Raw genomic sequence first — 17,762 nt, 5'->3', positions numbered from 1 at the left:
TAACACCTTCGATGTAAGTACAGGTAAAAAATGTACTTGTTGAAGGTGTTTTCTACTGTGTTACTAAAATTGGTCATAAAATGCTCGTTTTAATCGATGCTTTCTGTTTGATCAATCATAATTTGTTCATCCATTGGGCCAACGATTTTCTGGGCAATTTCGCCTTTTGTATTCAAAATATAAGTTGTCGGGACAGTGCGCACTTGGTATGTTTGTGCCACTTCTCCAGATTCATCCATCGGAATTTGGAAAGTTAAGCCAAACTCATCAATAAACGAACGGATGGCTTCGTCGCCTTTGTCTTGGGAAGTCAAATTGACGGCCAGTATTTCGACGTCACCGTCTGGATTGTTTTCATGAAATTGCTGCATATGCGGCATTTCCGCACGGCAAGGTGGACACCAAGTTGCCCAGAAGTTAAGAATCACTTTTTTTCCACGATAATCAGACAAGCGAACTATTTCGCCATTTTGATCGGTTAATGTGAAATCGGGTGCTTCTGCTCCTGGTGTAAGCCCTGTCGTAGCTGACTGATTGGATTCTACTTTAGATTCTGTAGATTCGTTTTCTTTTGCTATGAAGTTAGTGGCAATAATGGCAATTGCTGCTAACAATAAAATTGCGAAAAGTACTTTTTTTATCATACAATCTGTCCTTTCTGTGCAAATCGGTTATAAAAGAATATCGTTATCACTGCAAGCGTAACTAATGTTGCAATTTGCCAAGAGATTAAGGGAGCAAATACGCTTACAATTAGCAGTTCTAATGTAAATAAGGCTGCGAGTAGTAAATCTGTCGGAACATCTGCACGCTTAACAAGATAGCGGATAGCTAAAATACTTACTATTAGCAAAAGGCTATGAAAAATTGCTTCTAGTACATTGTTTTCGAAGATCTGCAATACAGCTTGATAAGATACAAAAAACAATAGCCAAGCAAATACCGGTTGGTTAGCTAGTTTCGGCTGTTTAATTAAGGTAACCGTTAAATACACGATTACTAGAACAATTCCTAATAAATGACCGTATAAACCACCATTAAAATAAAGAATAGATAAAGGCATTTCAAGGAAATTTTCGAAATTAAATAGAATGTAGCTTAGCTTCCAGATGAGGATATATAGTGACACCGCATTCCATAACCAATCACCCGGTTTTTCTTTTAGAGCAAAGCGCAATAAAAAATTTGTTAATGCAGCTGCGATTAAGACTGAAACCCATATGGCTGGGATTGTTAAGTGAAATATTGGGACATAGCTCATAGTGATAAGCCCAATCGTGCTTTCTGTTTCATAAAAATCTCTCCATCCGTATTATACTCAACGGTTTCCATTATATCGGAATGCACAATCTTTTCATCTTTTTTGTTTGACAGGTATGATGAAAGCTAAACCATCCTAGGAGGCAAAAGTATGACATCTTGGCATGAACGTTTTCAAACAAAAGAATATTTGTATGGAACAGAACCAAATGAATTCATCAAAAAAATCCATCCGAATTTAAAACTCTCAGGTGATGCTCTTGCGATAGCAGAAGGTGAAGGACGTAATGCCGTATATCTTGCTGAACAACGAATGCGCGTCACTGCCTGGGATATTGCCCAAAGTGGCCTAGATAAAACAGTGCAACTCGCAAAAAATCGTTCGGTAACTGTCTCAACCGAACTGGTGGATTTGTCACAAGCAACATGGCCAGAAAACAAATGGGACGAAATCATATGCGTGTTTGGTCATTACCCAAAAGAGGTCCAACAGAAAACATTCGAAGGGGTAAAGCGTGCGTTAAAACCAGGAGGTTATTTTTTAATGGAAGTGTACTCTGTTGATCAACTCCAATATGGAACAGGCGGACCGAAAACAGAACAACTTCTATATGGGCCAGAAGAAGTGTTGTCGGCATTTAACGATTACCGAATCGTTCATTTTTTCACAGGGGAAGTCGTGAGAAATGAAGGTATTTTACATAATGGCTTGTCTCATGTGATTCAACTTGCTGTTCAAAAGCCAGTTTAAGAAAAATAGAGAACCCCAGCAATTCTGACAAGTTCAGGTTGTTGGGGTTTTCTCTACATATTTTGAAAATATAAAAGCCGTAAATGTGATTTTCACACACGGCTTGTTTGTGCAACATCAGAAGAAGCGGTGCGGGTTGTTGTTGACTTAGGTCCAAGTTGGAACAGCAATGCGCCACTTGCGATTAATACAATTGCAGCAAGAGACTGCCAAGTAAAAGGAACTTTTTCAAGACCAAACCAGCCAAGTGTATCCCACACAAGCCCGAAGAATATTTGAGAGATCATGACCAGTGAGATGGCTGCACTCGGCCCCAATTTCTGGACGCCTTGAGTCACGGAAGCCACAACGCCAACTCCCAGAATGCCACTGAACCAAAACCACGGCTCGGCTTGAAAGTGGAAAAGAGTCGTTCCTTCGAAAACGAGTCCTGCTACCAGCGAAGCGACAAAGCCAAGAAGCAGAACAAGGGCGGTCGTCGACCAGATACTTACCCTTTTTTTAACGTTCGCATTAAAGGTGTTTTGGACGCAGACAAATGCGCCACCTAGAAAAGCTAGCAGTATGCCGATTGCCATTAAAGTTCCTCCTATTCGTAAATGTTGTTGCCAAACTGTTTTAACATGGAGTCACGGTTAATTATTATGATTTTCCCGCGCTTTTTCAAAATCCATCCTTGTCCTTCAAACTGCTTTAATACCCGATTCAAATGCCGGTAGCTTGTACCGATTAAATCTGCCATGTCTACAAGTGAAGTCGAGTCGAGCGTGGTGTCATTTGGCGTCATTGCTAATAAGTAACTGGCCACCCGAACATCGACTGCATACAATAAACTGAAATTCATAGCATGCGATTTAAGCTCGAACTTGTGGGTAATCGTCTCAAGTAAAAACTGTAGCCATTCTGTGTTGTTTGTCATGCTATTTTCCAATGCCTCATACGGAATGCGAATGACTGTTGTTGTGGTAACGGCTTCAACTGTATTAATCAGCGTAGATTTTCGAATATATTCAATATCTCCAACAAAGTCAAAAGGAGATTTAAATGCCAATATAAGTCTTTTGCCTTCCGGCGATAACCTTGACACTTTTAATTTTCCTTCTACTAGTAAATAAAGCGTGTCAGATTTCTCGCCTTGTGAAAACAACCGGTTACCACCTGTGTAAGTTTCCAGCTGCATGGCTTGTTGTACGCGATCAGGGAACATCGTGCTCAAGTTATATTGCTCAAGGTAACTGAACACAGTTTCTTTTTTCATAATAGACACTCCTTTACCATTTCAAGACGATGACGCCTGCAATCATCAAGGCAACACCGAGGAGGTGATTGCGCCCAATAGTCTTTTTGGGCATGTCCAGCCAACCTTTAGAGTCAATCAGCACAGCTGTGATTAGTTGTGCAATTAAAAACATGCCAATCGTCAGTGTCACACCTAAACGGTGAATCGCTGTCATGTTGCTGAACAGCACGATTGCTGCTAGCATACCGCCTGATGCATAAAGTGGAGAGACTTGAGTCAACTGTTGATAAGACCGATCTTTTAATGCTAAGACAATTATCAACGCTAAGATAAAGCCAGTAAATTGGGTCATCGTGGCAGCTTGCCATGTGCCGATTTGCGAACTGATGGCGGCATTTGCAACACTTTGAAACGTCAGGAAAAAACCTCCTGCCAATGCAAAAAATATGCCTTTCATTCGATTCACACTCCTTATATCTTTTTAACTGTACTAGCAGCCAAAAAATACCGAAAGGACATATGTCCCATTATTATTCCTTTCTTATTGTTTGTCTAGTAGCATGAAACAAAAGGAGATTCATCATTGTAATGTTTAACTTCAATCATTTACGCTAAGCAAATTAGGCGACTTTCGATTTTTTCCATAATAAAGGCGCAATGGGCATCAGCTTTTCAGCTAATACCCATCGCGCCTTTTGGTTTATAAAGTTATTGTGCTGTGTAACCGCCATCGATGACGATTGTTTGACCAGTAATGCTTTTCGCTTTGTTGCTTGCCAAATAAAGAGCAGCATCTGCAATTTCAGCAACGTCTAGCAAACGTTTTTGAGGCACAAGCGGTAAAAGAACTTCTGCTAGTACTTTTTCGATTGGCACATTACGTGTCTTAGCTAAATCAGCCATTTGACCACGCACTAATGGTGTATCGACATAACCTGGTGCAATTGCATTAACTGTAATGCCGTGTTCTGCACCTTCTAAAGCAGCGACTTTTGTTAAGCCAATAACGCCGTGTTTCGCGCTGTTGTAAGCAGCTTTGCCCGCAAAACCAATCAAACCATTGATAGAAGAGATGTTAATAATGCGACCAAATCCTTGTTCTTTCATGATTGGGAAAACTGTTTTCGTCAAAATGAACGGTGCAGTTAACATGATTTTTAGCATCAATTCGTATTTAGCTGTCGGAAATTCTTCGATAGGAGATACGTGTTGTAAACCGGCATTGTTAATAACGATGTCCACGCGACCATAAGTTTTTTTAGTTTCTGCTACTAAGTTTTGAAGCTCAGACTCGCTAGTAACATCAGCTTTAACGCCGATTGCTTCAAAGCCGTCGTTTCTCAGTGATTGAGCAGATTCTTGTAACACTTCATCATTAATATCTGATAAAACGACTTTTGCGCCACTTTCTGCGAAGTGTTTTCCAATTTCAAAACCGATACCGCGAGCAGATCCTGTAATAATTACGACTTTTTGTTCTACCATGTTAAATTCCTCCATATAATGTAATTTAGTTTGATTGATGTGGTTATACTAAACCGATGCCACCCATAATAATGCCGACGATTACAGCGATTGTTGGAATAACCAATGCGACAACAAAGACATCTCTATATGTTTCTTTATGCGTCAATCCAGTTACTGCAAGCAAAGTTAATAATGCACCATTGTTTGGCAAAATAGATGCACCTGCAGCTACAGAAGCCATTCGGTGGAACACTTCTGGGTTGATGCCAGTAGTTTGTGACAAGTTATAAAACGTATCACCTAGTGTACTGAGCGCAATTCCCATACCACCTGAAGCAGATCCGGTAATCATGGCCATTACTTGAATTGCTAACGATTGGGCAACCAAAGGGTTGTCCGATACGTTAAGTAGCCATTCTGTAATATTGTCAAAAGCAGGTACGATTGCAATGACAGCTCCGAACCCAACAGCCGCACTCGTGTTAAGGATAGCCATAACCGAACCTTTCGCACCTTCGTTAATCGAGAAGATAAATTTCTTATAAACTTTTAAGTTGATTAGCATAATACTTACAATACCAAGCATTAACGCATAAATTGGTTCAAGTTTTACAACGTTTAAAAGAATCACGACTACAATAAGAGGAACTAATGACAAGAACCAACTTGGTGTAGAACTTTCATCGTCTTTTGAAGCACCCGATTTTTCATGCATAGAAAAACCTTCACCTTTTGCCGAAAGTTTTTTCTCTCGATACGCTAACCAAGCATAACCTCCAACTGCCATGATTAACGTAGTGACGATTCCAATAACTGGACCCGCCATTGGAGTTGTATTGTAGTAAGCAATCGGGATTAAGTTTTGAATCTGCGGTGTGCCGGGCATCGATGTCATTGTAAATGTGAATGCACCAAGCGCAAAAGTAGGAACTAAAAGTCTCCGTGTAACGTTTGCTTCACGGAACAATTCAAGCGCAATTGGGTAAACAGCAAAAACGACAACGAACAAACTGACGCCGCCGTAAGTCAATAACGCAGATGCGATAAGAACGCCTAAAATCGCACGTTTCCCCCCAATTAATTGAGTGACTTTCTTAGCGACAGCTCTCGCAGCTCCTGTTTCTTCCATCAATTTACCGAATACTGCACCTAGTAAGAAGATCGGGAACCATTTCTGTACAAAATTTACTAACCCATTCATATACGTATCTGTATATGTTGAGTAAACGTCTAGTCCACTTAAAAGTGCTACGACTCCTGCTGCTAATGGAGCTACCCATATAATAGACCATCCCAAATAGGCAAGTGCCATCAATAGGATTAATCCGATAAGAATGCTTAACATGTGTTCTCTCCTCTTTCTAATCTGTGAATCTATATTTTTTTGCCGAAGCAAGGACTTATTATACACGAATAAAGGTATATTGAAATAAATATATACTAATTAACAAAATAAAAAACAATTGTGATATTTACATTTTTTCTTGTATTTTTGTTATTAATGCTATTTAATTAAGCATCTATAAGTATGAATGAAAGTAGTTATTTATATTTTAGGTAAAAATAAGATTTTATTATTCTTTTAATGTTATTTTAGAATTATTAAATCGAGCTAAAAGTGAGACGATTCCAAATAGGCCCACAATTAGATTGTCTAATCTATAAAGTAGCTTGCTTTCTTTCATTTCTTTAGAAAATCGCAATTATTTTGGAGGAAGAATGATGGATTTATTGATTATTTTACTGTCGCTCGGATTGTTAATGTTTGTGGCTTATAAAGGTTTTTCGGTGATATTGTTTGCGCCACTGTGTGCGTTATTGGCAGTTTTCTTGATTGATCCAGCAAATATTTTGCCGTTCTATTCAGGTATTTTCATGGACAAGATGGTCGGCTTTATCAAACTTTACTTTCCTGTATTTTTACTAGGAGCTATCTTTGGTAAAATCATTGAAATGTCAGGCATAGCAGAATCGATTGCGAAAACAATTGTCCGGTTTATCGGGGCAAAACAAGCGATGCTTGCCATCATCATTTTAGGAGCGATTTTGACGTACAGCGGCGTTAGTTTATTTGTTGCTGTTTTCGCGATTTACCCGTTTGCCGTACAATTGTTTAAACAAGCAGATATCCCGAAAAGACTTATGCCCGCTACGATCGCACTCGGTGCATTTACGTTCACGATGGATGCACTGCCAGGAACGCCACAAATTCAAAATGTCATCCCAACGTCATTTTTTGGTACCGATATTTATGCTGCACCAGTTTTAGGTATTATTGGTGGCGCAGTTGTTTTGTTTACTGGGTTATCTTATTTGGAATTCAGACGCAGACAAGCGAAAAAAGCGGGGGAAGGCTATAGTGGGTTTACAGAAAAGACTGCTGATGACACAAGAGATAAAGAAAACGACCCTCGTATAGAGTTGTCTTCTAGCAATTCTAAAACCAAACAGCTTTTAGCGTTTGTCCCATTGGTTTTAGTAGCTGTGATGAATAGTTATTTGGTTCGAGCTATTCCGGGGTGGTATCCGAATGGTTTTGACTTTGCGGCTTTAGGGCTCGATAACTATTCAATCGACGTAACATCAAACGTTGCTATATGGGCCGTAGAAATTGCACTTGTAGCAGGTATTCTTGCAGCTCTTCTTTTCGATTGGAAGCGAGTTATGGAGAACATGAAAGAGGGTCTCAATACGAGCATCAATGGATCGTTACTAGCTGTTATGAATACGGCATCTGAATATGGATTTGGCGGTATCATTGCAGCACTACCAGGTTTCGCGAAAATCAGTGACAGTATCTCAGGAACTTTCACTAACCCACTAGTTAATGGAGCAGTTACTACGAGTGCGCTTGCGGGTATCACCGGTTCCGCTTCTGGCGGAATGGGGATTGCGTTAAGTGCAATGGGCGATCAATTCAATAAAGCCATAGCTGCGGCTAATATCCCGCCAGAAGTAATGCACCGGGTAGTCGCAATGGCATCAGGTGGGATGGATACTTTGCCGCATAACGGCGCAGTTATTACGTTACTTGCGGTAACTGGATTAACGCATAAACAATCATATGGTGATATTTTTGTCATCACATTGATCAAAACTTTAGCTGTTTTTGTTGTCATTATAATCTACACGTTGTTTGGTATTGTTTGAACTATTTATTCTACTAAAAAGCTGTCGAGTCTCATCAGACTCGACAGCTTTTTAGCATCTCATAAAGAGAAGAGACAGATGATTTTAGGCTAGTAAGGAGGAATAAGGAAAAAACAATTGAATTACTAGTAGTTAAGGGGTAAGTAGTTAATGCTCATTTAAACTCAAGTAATTAGTGACAAAAATAGGGTAGGGGTGTGTTATATGAATAAACTATCTCTTGATCAATTTGAAAAAGCCGCTTTGTTTTTAAAAACAACAGCACGACCTTTAGAACGGACTTTATTTGCATGGGAATTTGAAGGTGGTAGCTCTGAGGCTGTTTTAAATGAAGTGAAAAAATTTCAGAATAAAGATGGCGGATTTGGTCATGGCTTGGAATCGGATTTTCGCTGTGAGGAATCTTCAGCTTTGGCGACTGCGGTTGGATTGCATCTTTTGAGCGATATTGGCGTAACAGAGACAGAAGCAACAGTGGAGAAGGGCATTCAATATTTACTAAATACGTTTAACCAAGAAAAGCAAGGGTGGCAAATCGTCCCACGTGCTGTTGAAAATGCACCGCGAGCGATTTGGTGGAACTACAGTGAGGATTGGGCATGGGGCAATCCGACCGCTGAAATCATTGGACTTCTTCATCATTATAAGGGCTTAGTACCAGCAGATTTCTTAGATGAAATAACATCAGTTGCCTTGAACTATTTAAACAACTTAACGATGTATGAATCGCACGAATTACTTAGTTTTTTAAAATTGTATAAACAACTTTCTGCGTCTAAGCAAGCTGTTATTTATCATAAATTGAGCGACATTTTAAAAGCATGTGTAACTATAGATTCGGAAAAATGGGACTCTTATAGTCTACAACCACTCCAAGTAGTTCTTACACCTAGTTCTGATTTTTACGACTTATTTAAAGAGATAATTCCAGAAAACGTAACGTATGTAATTCAAAAGCAAACAATTGATGGTTATTGGAATCCTACTTGGATGTGGGGTCAATTCGAAGAAGAATGGAAAGTAGCAAAGCAAGAATGGCAAGGTGTGCTTACGCTTACTAATTTAAAAACCCTTCGCGCATTTGATGCGTTGGAAACCATTTAATTCCTTTTGGTAGAAGAAAAGAAGAAATAACAGCTGAAGTATATAAAGAGAATATACAATCAGTAAAGCTTCTTGAAAAATCTTCATTGAGATTTGTGAGAGAATATGAAGAAGACAATATAGTAGTTTGGTTATATGCATTAACTAAACAAAAGTTAAAATCACGATAGTAAGCATTTTATGGAAACGATACAAATGAATGGTGGCGTTTTAGGTGAGAAAGTTAATTTTAAATCTAGCAATTAGTTTAGATGGGTTTATTTCAGATGAGCATGGGGGATTTGATTGGATCGTGGGTCACGGAGACACAAAGAACGATACGACAGATGTTTTTGATTTTGCAGAATTTATGGATGGTATCGACACTATCGTTATGGGGTCAAAAGCATATGAAGATGTAGTCTTAACAAATTTGGATACGTATGAAGATAAAAAAATATTGGTTGCAACGACAAGAGAGCTAGAGAAAAGAGACAATGTAGAATTTATTCAAGGTGATGTTTATAAAGTAGTCTTAGCATTAAAAGAAAAAGAAGGCAAAGACATTTGGTTATATGGTGGAGGAATTCTTGCCGAACCATTTGTGAAAGCGAACCTTGTAGATGAATACATTATCGGAATTATTCCAACCATTTTAGGACGGGGACGCACGTTGTTTAAAGGTGGCAATCCGAAAATTGATTTGCATCTTGATCGTGCTACGGTGACAGACGGAATCACAATGTTGGTTTATAGAAGAAAATCAAGCTGAACTAAATTTCATAAGATTTAACGTCAACAATTTTTGCTGACTTCGCGGCACTGCTAAACGTCAGGACATAGCAAAACTCAATGCGATCACCTTTTGTTAATGTGATAACGCCGTTGATCGAAGCGGATTTTCCGTGCGTAATGACTTGGTAAACTTCAAGACTGCTCATAAGTTTTTGTTTATTTTGTAGCCATTCAATTAACTCATCTTGACCATATAAAGCTTTAGTTTGATTTAATTGATACCAGTGGATCGAGTTATCGATATAACTCTGTATGTTTGCAGTTTGCCCTTCTAAAACTGCTATTATAAAATCTAGTACGATTTGTTTTCTTGGCGAATTGTCACAGCCTTTAGGAACAATAAGTTGGAAACTAGCAGACATGTTTAATCGACCTCCAATTTGAAGTAGTAAGCTATTATTTTGTCTACTACAAAATAATTTTCTAATATTAGCATTACTATAATTGGAATCACTAAAGATATCTAGTATGAAACAAAGTTGAAATTCGTGTTTTAAATGAATCTTAGTTTTTATTTGTTGACCATGTACTTAGGTACATGGTCTATACTTTTTTTAGAGGTGAAACCATGACTTATCAAATTAGTGAGCTAGCAGCTCTTTGCAAAGTAAACAAAGAAACCATTCGATATTATGAACGAAAAGGATTATTGCAAGAACCTCACAGGAACAGTTCAGGATACCGAATTTATTCAACAGAAACTATTGAACGGCTTGGTTTTATACGTCGGTTACAAGATTTAGGATTTTCGCTAAATGAGATTTATAAGTTATTAGGTGTTGTAGACAAAGATGATGATCGTTGTGAAGATATGTTCGATTTTGTTTCACAGAAAGAAGTTGAAATCGATAAACAACTAGACGATTTGAAACGGGCTAAACGTATGTTGGTGGAGTTGAAAAATCGATGTCCAGATGAAAAGGACCTGCATATTTGTCCGATAATCGATTTATTAATGGAGGAGGAATAAAAATGAAGAAATACAAAATGATCATAGAAGGAATGACTTGTACCAAATGTGAAGAGCATGTTACACAGGCACTTGAAAGCGTCCAAGCTAGAGATGTTCAAGTAAACTTTAAAAAAGGACAAGCTGAATTTTTATTGTCAGAAAAAGTAGAGATTACTAAAGCAAAACAAGCAGTAAATGAAGCGAATTATAAGACGCTTGACATGGAAGAAATGACAACACAAGAAAGTGGCAATAGGGAGTTTGACTATATCGTTATTGGTTCCGGTGGAGCCGCTTTTTCTTCTGCGATCGAAGCAGTCAAACACGGTACAAAAGTAGCCATGATTGAACGTGGGACAGTAGGGGGCACATGTGTAAACATTGGCTGCGTCCCATCTAAAACATTGTTACGCGCTAGTGAAGTTAATAGTGCAGCTCGCAAGAATCCATTTATTGGTTTGCAAACGTCAGCAGAGAAAGTTGATTTAGCATCATTAGTAAATCAGAAAGATGAACTAGTCACAAATCTTAGAAATAAAAAATATGTTGATTTAATCGATGATTATGGCTTTGAATTGATAAAAGGTGAAGCTAAGTTTATTAATGAAAATACCATCGAAGTAGGAAATATGAAATTAACAGCAAACCGATTTTTGATTGCGACGGGGGCCTCTCCAGCTGTTCCGACTATTTCTGGAATAGAAACAATCGATTATTTGACGAGCACTACACTGTTGGAGTTAAGAGAAATTCCTAAACGACTAACTGTTATTGGTGCAGGATACATCGGGGTAGAGTTGGGTCAGTTGTTTCACAATTTGGGTTCAGAAGTCACATTAATCCAAAGAAGTTCTCGTTTGTTCAAAGAATACGACCCTGAAATATCGGAAGCTTTTACTAAATCATTAACTGAACAAGGTATTCGAGTAATTACAAGCGCGAAGTATGAAAAACTTGAACAACAAGGAACTGTAAAAAAAGTGTATCTTGAAGTAGATGGCAACAGCCATGTAGTCGAGTCTGACCAATTATTAATTGCTGCTGGTCGTACACCTAATACGATAAGCTTGAATCTTCATAAGGCGAATGTAGAAATAGGAGAAAGCGGAGAAATTGTAATTGATAACTATAGCAAAACAACAAATAAAAAAGTATATGCAGCAGGAGATGTTACATTGGGTCCACAATTTGTTTATGTAGCATCTTATCAAGGACGAGTAGCAGCAGGAAATGCGATCGGTGGTCGTAATGACAAGCTAGACTTGGCCGTTGTTCCAGGTGTTACGTTTTCTTCACCTGCAGTTGCTACAGTCGGATTGACGGAGCAGCAAGCGATAAAACAAGGTTACGAAGTGATAAGTTCTGTGTTACCTATAGAAGCTGTTCCTAGAGTGCAAGTAAATCATGAAACAACTGGTGTGTTCAAATTGGTAGTTGATGCGAAAACCCGTAAATTATTAGGAGGTCATATTGTTGCAGAGAATGCCGGAGACGTGATTTATGCGGTAACACTTGCAGTGAAATTTGGATTAACAATTGAAAATCTCAAAGATACTTTAACACCTTACTTAACTATGGCAGAAGGTGTAAAACTAGCTGCACTGACTTTTGACAAAGATGTCTCTCAACTGTCTTGTTGTGCAGGATAGTTAAATCAGAAGTATCTTTTACGAGTAATTGAACCAATAAGGCCGGTAGCAAATTTTCGCTACCGGCCTTATTGGTTCAATATAAACTAAGTTTACTGCGCAACATTCATTGTTCTGTGTCTTTAGAAAACACTTTGACAGCAAACGGAAAGTGCATAACACCCGAATCTGAAAAGTTGAATTCTGCCCATAATTTATAAAATCCCGCCGAAGGAAAGTTTGCTTCGAAAACAGTTTGATCATTAGATATGGGGTGAACATGTAGAAATTGCTTTCCATGTTCGTCTAATACTACCACATGACCTAAAGCACCTAAATAAGGTAAAGGAGTCTCATTATTTAAATCAAAAGATAATGTAGCAGATTTACCAGCAATTAGTTGTGGTCTTTGAAATGTAACTTTTTTACCTTCAAACTCTTTTGTTGAACGATCACTTTCAATAAGAGTTTCCCAATTTATTTCAGCAGTATGGAAACTCTCCCCAACAGTTATTGTGTTTGGTTCAATCGTGTAATTCAATCCAACGGGATTTATGTCCACAAATGCAAGATAACGACCTTCAGGTAAATTCACATCCACTTCGTAATCTCCAGACTCGTTTTCAATAGGATGAACGTGTATAAAGTTTTCCAAATCTGCACTGACAATAATTAAGTGTATTTTTTTTTCGTGAGTTTCGGTTAAATCCACAGGTTGATTGTGTAAATCTCTAATTGTTATAGTCACACAACCGGAATTGTATGTCGTATTTACTTGTACTTCAGAAGCTCCACTACTCTTTTCATGATGTTCGTGATGATGATTATTCAAACAAAACGCCTCCTTGGTTTCTTTTAGTAGTTATTTGAATTAGTAGACATGTTTTCTTTATTGGTTTGTGGGTGACATTGTGCTTCGGGTTCAGGTGCTTTTTCTAACGTCATCCATTGACCGCGTTGGAATTGAATTACTAATACGACAGAACGAAATGCAATATCGATACCTATTGCAATCCAAACGCCTGCTAATCCGAAGCCTAATCGGATTCCTAATAAATAAACAAGAACTGTACGGACAGCCCACATACCAACTGCAGTTAAATACATTGGAAACTTTGTGTTATTTGCTCCTTGAAACGATCCGGTCAACACCAATAACACAGCAAGAAAGGGTTGAAAGACACCTGAAATTTTTAAAGCAGTACCAATATCACTAATTACAGCAGGGTCATTTGTAAAGAAAGCAGCAGCCCATTCTCCAAAGAAAAACAAGACAGCCCCCAATAAAGTCATACAAAAAACAGTGAACTGGATAGACAACTTCGCATACTTTCTCGCCTCATCTAAATTTCCTGCTCCAATTTGTTGACCAACAAGAATGGTTGCTGCTGTAGCAAAGCCGTAACCTATCATGTAAGAGAAAACTTCAACATTACCAGCTATTTGGTGCGCCGCAAAAGCATTAGTTCCAAGTGCTACAACAAATCCGAAATAGACAATTTGACCAGCTCGCATAACTAGACGTTCTCCGGCGGCAGGTGCCCCTAAAGAAGAGAGTTCAAGTAAATGGTCTTTATCTAATTTCCAATAGTCTTTTCTAAATGCGAGTACCTGATTTTTATTGATGTAAAAGAAAAGAGCTAAACTACCGATTAAACGCGAGACAACGGTAGCAATTGCTGCACCGACAATGCCAAGTTCCGGAATAAATAAAAACCCGAAAATTAATACATAATCGAGCAATGCGTTAATCCCATTAATGACAAAACTGATCATCATTGGTGTTTTGGTGTCACCTGAACCTCTTAGGATGGCGCTCATAACAAACATTAAGGACATTATGACTGAAGGGATACCAACAATTCGAAAGTATAAGACACCTAATTCCAACACATCATCTTCAATGCCCATTAACTGTAGAAGTGGTTCAGCAAAAAACCATGTTGCGATACCCGTTAAAATCCCAAATAGTACTGCGAGTAGTATAGATTGTTGAGAAATGTGCCTAGCTTTTTCCGGCTGATTTGCCCCTAAAAAGTTAGCTATCCGGACATTGGCTGCAACTCCGATTGCCATAAAAAGTGCAAAGTAAATAGCAAGTACCGCATTTGTAATACCTACTGCTGAAACGGCCGATAAACTGATTTGAGACACAAAATAAGTATCTACAAAACCTAGTAGCGTTTGAAAGAAGTTTTCTATTACTGCAGGTACTGCCAAAATCACAATGATTTTCATTCGATCTCGATCGTTTTGAGGTTTTAACACCTGATCTTTTACAATAGACTTTTCCATAGAATTTTCCTTTCCCAATCCAGCTATGATTGTAATTTTTTAATCCGTTATTTTCTGATACTTTATAAAAATTCCCTTTCTTTTCACGAGATAAACTCCATAGAAAATGCATAGTTTCCATTAAGAATTAAAAATTAGTCGAAAGAAAAAGGAAGAAAAATGATATCTGTTCATCACTTTTCTTCCTTTTATTAAATAATAAGATTATAAACTACATTAGCTCTTTAAAACGTCATCTTTAGTTTTCAAGTTTCTTAGCAAAAGCAAAGATTCGAAAAAGAGAATTGTAAATCCAAGCCATACACCACCAAAAACATAGCCAGCTAAAATATCACTAGGAAGTTCTAGCTCTAAATACATGCGACTTATCGAAATTAACATCAAAAGAATGAATATGACAAAAGGAAAGAATGTACGAACCGAAACCTTTTCGATGGTTCTAACTAGGATAAAGACGACAATCCCATAAATCACAAATGTCATTAAAGACTGCTCGCTCGGAAATGAATACCATAGATTTTCTAGTGTTTGATTCAAAGGAGAGAAATTATGGAATATTTTTCTCAAACATTCTTCGTATATTTCACCGCCTCCATTAACCACTACCAGTAACAAAAAGTAAGGAACTTTATCATTATTTTTCCATAAAATCCAAAAGGCTATAAATAATAGACTGAAGATTAATGTGTTTCTAGAACCTAGGAGTGAAAAAAACAACATAAAGTTTGCCCAAGCTTCAGTGAAAATAAACTGGATTACTAAATTCGTAATGTCGTTGAAATCTTGAAATTCATTTCCTAAAAAATCCTGTATTAACCCAATCATTAAAAGAAACAAACCAAAAGTGACTATTGCTGTGCTTATTAATAAAATGGCCACCTTTTTACGCGAATGCATTAAGTATAAAGAAATTTCCAAAAAACGAGTGGCATAATCACGGAACTGCGCTTTGTATTTTTTGTATAGGTACATCCCCACTAAAAAAGCAATTGCGAATACAGCAGCTATGAAGAAATATTTTTTGATCGAACTATGAAATTGTTCCCACTCGGGACCTAAAATTTTGCCGAATGTTATAAATAGACTGACCCAAAGAAAAGCGCCACTATATGCATATAAGGCATATAGTCGAAATGGTATTTGAATAATGCCGGAAAAATACCCTGTAATATGTCTAAGCCCCGGTATAAAATACGCAACGATTAACAATTTATTTCCGTGTTTATTAAACCATACGGATATCTTACTGATTTTTGCTGGTCCCATATGAAAATGGTGTCCATATTTGATGAAAAAAGGTGCTCCTAATTTGCGACCGATAGAATAGGAAATGGTCATGCCGATTGAAGTACCTGCACCTGCTACGATTATGCTATAAGCCCAGTTTAAATCATGTTGGTACACAAGAAATCCGCTGTAAGTCATAAGAACTTCACCAGGTATAGGAAAAGCAATCAGTTCAAGAAGTAGTGCTCCGAACAAAACGATATATCCATACTGTTCAAGGTAAGCAATGATATTCTCCATAAGAAATGCCTCCAAAAAGTATCTCGTATAAATTAGTTTACAGCAGAAGTGAATGTCACTCTAGGTTCAAACAAAATGGTGTGTCGTTTTTAAAAAATGGCTGTGTGTAATTTCAACTTCTCACTATATACATAAAACAATTTAAATGTGCAGTTTGTGTCGAATTTTCATATTCCTGTTTAACTAAAAGTGGTCTAGGGAAAATTCAAGTAATCGCAAAGCAAGTGGACAGCTAACTTTTTATCTAAATGTAGCATGTTCGTTTGTTGTAATGCTTGTACATAGAATGGAGGAATGGAGAATGGCAGATTATAAAAAGAATAGTATCTCCTTAACCGGGGCTGTCGGTTTGGGAACTGGAGTGATGATTAGCGCAGGGATTTTCGCCTTACTCGGACAAGTCGCGCAACTTGCAGGAGCTTGGTTTCCGTTAATATTTATTGCGGGTGGGCTTGTCACAGCGTTTAGTGCTTATTCTTATATTAAATTGAGCAATGAATTTCCATCAGCCGGTGGAATTGGCATGTTTTTAGTCCAAGCGTATGGGAAGGGCACAATTACAGCTGCAGCTGCTTTATTAATGGCAATCTCAATGGTCATTAACCAAAGTTTGGTTGCTAGAACATTTGGGACGTATACGCTACAACTTTTTGATGTGGATCAATCAAGTTATCTTGTTCCACTATTAGGGGTCGGGTTACTAACTTTTGCTTTTCTAGTAAATATTTCTGGCAATAGCTTTATACAGTCGTTTACATCCATAGCGTCACTACTGAAAATTGCGGGACTGGCTGTTTTTGGGATAGGTGGATTAAGCGTTGCTGGATTTTCTTTTGCACCTGCAGAAAGCGGAGGGAATTCGGTAGATCCTACAATTGTTAGCTATATTGCTGCGGTGGCATTGACAATTTTAGCGTTTAAAGGATTTACAACGATCACCAATAGTGGTTCTGAAATAACCAAACCTAAGAAAAATGTTGGCAGAGCCATTATGATTTCGATTTCAATTAGTTTGCTTGTTTACTTATTAATTGCATGGTCAGTTTCAAGTAATTTGCCGTTGGACCAAATTATTAAAACGAAAGATTATGCACTTGCTGAAGCGGCTAGACCTGCATTTGGAGACTACGGACTTTGGTTTACTGTAGGTATTGCCATCATCGCGACAATTTCTGGAATTATCGCAAGTGTCTTTGCGGTATCTCGAATGTTAGCGATGTTGACAGATATGAAACTGATTCCTCATAAACACTTCAGTATGCCTGGAGATATTCAAAAACATACCTTGGTTTACACGATTGTGTTGGCGATGTTCCTTACTATCTTTTTCGATTTGAGTCGAATTGCTTCAATGGGTGCAATTTTATACTTAGTGATGGACATGATTATCCATTGGGGCGTGTTCAAGCATTTGCGCGAAAAAGTGGGAGCAAATTCAGTGATTGTGTTGACCGCACTATCGTTGGATGCTGTTATACTCGCTGCATTTATTTGGGTGAAGATAAACTCTGACTTATTTGTTGTCGGTGTCTCCTTTGTATTTATCCTGTTAATCTTTGCAGGTGAGCGTTTCTTTTTAAAACGTACAGCATAACCGATTTATAAATGTTGTAA

The 17,762-nt window shown here is 37.9% G+C and carries 18 protein-coding genes; 7 read left to right on the top strand and 11 right to left on the bottom strand.

Translation table 11 applies throughout. From position 1 onward, the window contains the following. Positions 1-89: 89 nt before the first annotated feature. Together MLE13_RS13235 and MLE13_RS13230 are read right to left on the bottom strand one after the other, a co-directional pair. Positions 90-644 carry a peroxiredoxin family protein gene (locus MLE13_RS13235; RefSeq protein WP_240750153.1) on the bottom strand — a complete coding sequence of 185 codons (555 nt, stop codon included), beginning with the start codon at positions 642-644 and terminating at the stop codon, positions 90-92. After that, positions 641-1,261, bottom strand: coding sequence for a hypothetical protein (locus MLE13_RS13230; protein ID WP_240750152.1), 621 nt, complete (start codon positions 1,259-1,261; stop codon positions 641-643). Before MLE13_RS13230 ends, MLE13_RS13235 begins: the two co-directional genes overlap by 4 nt. Before the next feature lie 150 nt (positions 1,262-1,411). On the opposite strand from MLE13_RS13230, the gene MLE13_RS13225 reads away from it, so the two are divergent. Continuing rightward, the gene (locus MLE13_RS13225) at positions 1,412-2,011 is read left to right on the top strand and encodes a class I SAM-dependent methyltransferase (protein WP_240750151.1); all 600 of its coding nucleotides are present in this window, start codon (positions 1,412-1,414) and stop codon (positions 2,009-2,011) included. A gap of 92 nt (positions 2,012-2,103) precedes the next feature. On the opposite strand, the gene MLE13_RS13220 is transcribed toward MLE13_RS13225, so the two are convergent. From MLE13_RS13220 to MLE13_RS13200, 5 genes are all read right to left on the bottom strand, one after another. Beyond that, positions 2,104-2,589: a DMT family transporter gene (locus MLE13_RS13220; protein WP_240750150.1), complete on the bottom strand. Its 486-nt coding sequence runs from the start codon at positions 2,587-2,589 to the stop codon at positions 2,104-2,106. Between the two features lie 11 nt (positions 2,590-2,600). After that, complete coding sequence (locus tag MLE13_RS13215; protein WP_240750149.1) at positions 2,601-3,269, bottom strand: Crp/Fnr family transcriptional regulator; 669 nt, start codon at positions 3,267-3,269, stop codon at positions 2,601-2,603. Positions 3,270-3,282: 13 nt separating this feature from the next. Then, entirely contained in the window at positions 3,283-3,708 is a 426-nt protein-coding gene (locus MLE13_RS13210; RefSeq protein WP_240750148.1) for a DMT family transporter, read from the bottom strand. A gap of 251 nt (positions 3,709-3,959) precedes the next feature. Then, the gene (locus MLE13_RS13205) at positions 3,960-4,736 is read right to left on the bottom strand and encodes a 3-hydroxybutyrate dehydrogenase (protein ID WP_240750147.1); all 777 of its coding nucleotides are present in this window, start codon (positions 4,734-4,736) and stop codon (positions 3,960-3,962) included. A 43-nt stretch (positions 4,737-4,779) separates the two neighbouring features. Next, positions 4,780-6,063 carry a GntP family permease gene (locus tag MLE13_RS13200; RefSeq protein ID WP_240750146.1) on the bottom strand — a complete coding sequence of 428 codons (1,284 nt, stop codon included), beginning with the start codon at positions 6,061-6,063 and terminating at the stop codon, positions 4,780-4,782. 377 nt (positions 6,064-6,440) lie between these two features. On the opposite strand from MLE13_RS13200, the gene MLE13_RS13195 reads away from it, so the two are divergent. The 3 genes from MLE13_RS13195 to MLE13_RS13185 all read left to right on the top strand — a co-directional run bounded on the left by MLE13_RS13195 (position 6,441) and on the right by MLE13_RS13185 (position 9,723). Further along, entirely contained in the window at positions 6,441-7,868 is a 1,428-nt protein-coding gene (locus tag MLE13_RS13195; RefSeq protein WP_240750145.1) for a GntP family permease, read from the top strand. Between the two features lie 204 nt (positions 7,869-8,072). Further along, a complete protein-coding gene (locus MLE13_RS13190; RefSeq protein WP_240750144.1) occupies positions 8,073-8,972 on the top strand; it encodes a hypothetical protein in 900 nt (299 codons plus the stop codon). Positions 8,973-9,186: 214 nt separating this feature from the next. After that, positions 9,187-9,723: a dihydrofolate reductase family protein gene (locus MLE13_RS13185; protein ID WP_240750143.1), complete on the top strand. Its 537-nt coding sequence runs from the start codon at positions 9,187-9,189 to the stop codon at positions 9,721-9,723. Position 9,724: 1 nt separating this feature from the next. Here MLE13_RS13185 and MLE13_RS13180 read toward each other — a convergent pair whose 3' ends face one another. Next, positions 9,725-10,108: a hypothetical protein gene (locus MLE13_RS13180; RefSeq protein WP_240750142.1), complete on the bottom strand. Its 384-nt coding sequence runs from the start codon at positions 10,106-10,108 to the stop codon at positions 9,725-9,727. Positions 10,109-10,314: 206 nt separating this feature from the next. Here MLE13_RS13180 and merR point away from each other — a divergent pair, with 206 nt between their 5' ends. Further along, the gene (gene merR, locus MLE13_RS13175) at positions 10,315-10,716 is read left to right on the top strand and encodes an Hg(II)-responsive transcriptional regulator (protein ID WP_240750141.1); all 402 of its coding nucleotides are present in this window, start codon (positions 10,315-10,317) and stop codon (positions 10,714-10,716) included. A 2-nt stretch (positions 10,717-10,718) separates the two neighbouring features. After that, entirely contained in the window at positions 10,719-12,347 is a 1,629-nt protein-coding gene (merA, locus tag MLE13_RS13170) for a mercury(II) reductase (RefSeq protein WP_240750140.1), read from the top strand. A gap of 106 nt (positions 12,348-12,453) precedes the next feature. Here merA and MLE13_RS13165 read toward each other — a convergent pair whose 3' ends face one another. From MLE13_RS13165 to MLE13_RS13155, 3 genes are all read right to left on the bottom strand, one after another. Then, positions 12,454-13,158, bottom strand: a complete 705-nt coding sequence (locus MLE13_RS13165) for a hypothetical protein (protein ID WP_240750139.1) — start codon at positions 13,156-13,158, stop codon at positions 12,454-12,456. 23 nt (positions 13,159-13,181) lie between these two features. Continuing rightward, positions 13,182-14,621, bottom strand: coding sequence for an MATE family efflux transporter (locus MLE13_RS13160; protein ID WP_240750138.1), 1,440 nt, complete (start codon positions 14,619-14,621; stop codon positions 13,182-13,184). 216 nt (positions 14,622-14,837) lie between these two features. Then, positions 14,838-16,148: a VTT domain-containing protein gene (locus MLE13_RS13155; RefSeq protein WP_240750137.1), complete on the bottom strand. Its 1,311-nt coding sequence runs from the start codon at positions 16,146-16,148 to the stop codon at positions 14,838-14,840. A gap of 301 nt (positions 16,149-16,449) precedes the next feature. Here MLE13_RS13155 and MLE13_RS13150 point away from each other — a divergent pair, with 301 nt between their 5' ends. Continuing rightward, the gene (locus tag MLE13_RS13150) at positions 16,450-17,742 is read left to right on the top strand and encodes an APC family permease (RefSeq protein ID WP_240750136.1); all 1,293 of its coding nucleotides are present in this window, start codon (positions 16,450-16,452) and stop codon (positions 17,740-17,742) included. Positions 17,743-17,762 lie beyond the last annotated feature (20 nt).

It is taken from the genome of Planococcus halocryophilus, from assembly GCF_022489025.1.
In the GTDB taxonomy this organism is placed as follows: domain Bacteria; phylum Bacillota; class Bacilli; order Bacillales_A; family Planococcaceae; genus Planococcus; species Planococcus halocryophilus_A.
The sequence above is the reverse complement of the archived record's forward strand: the minus strand, read 5'-3'. Positions and strand labels throughout refer to the sequence as shown.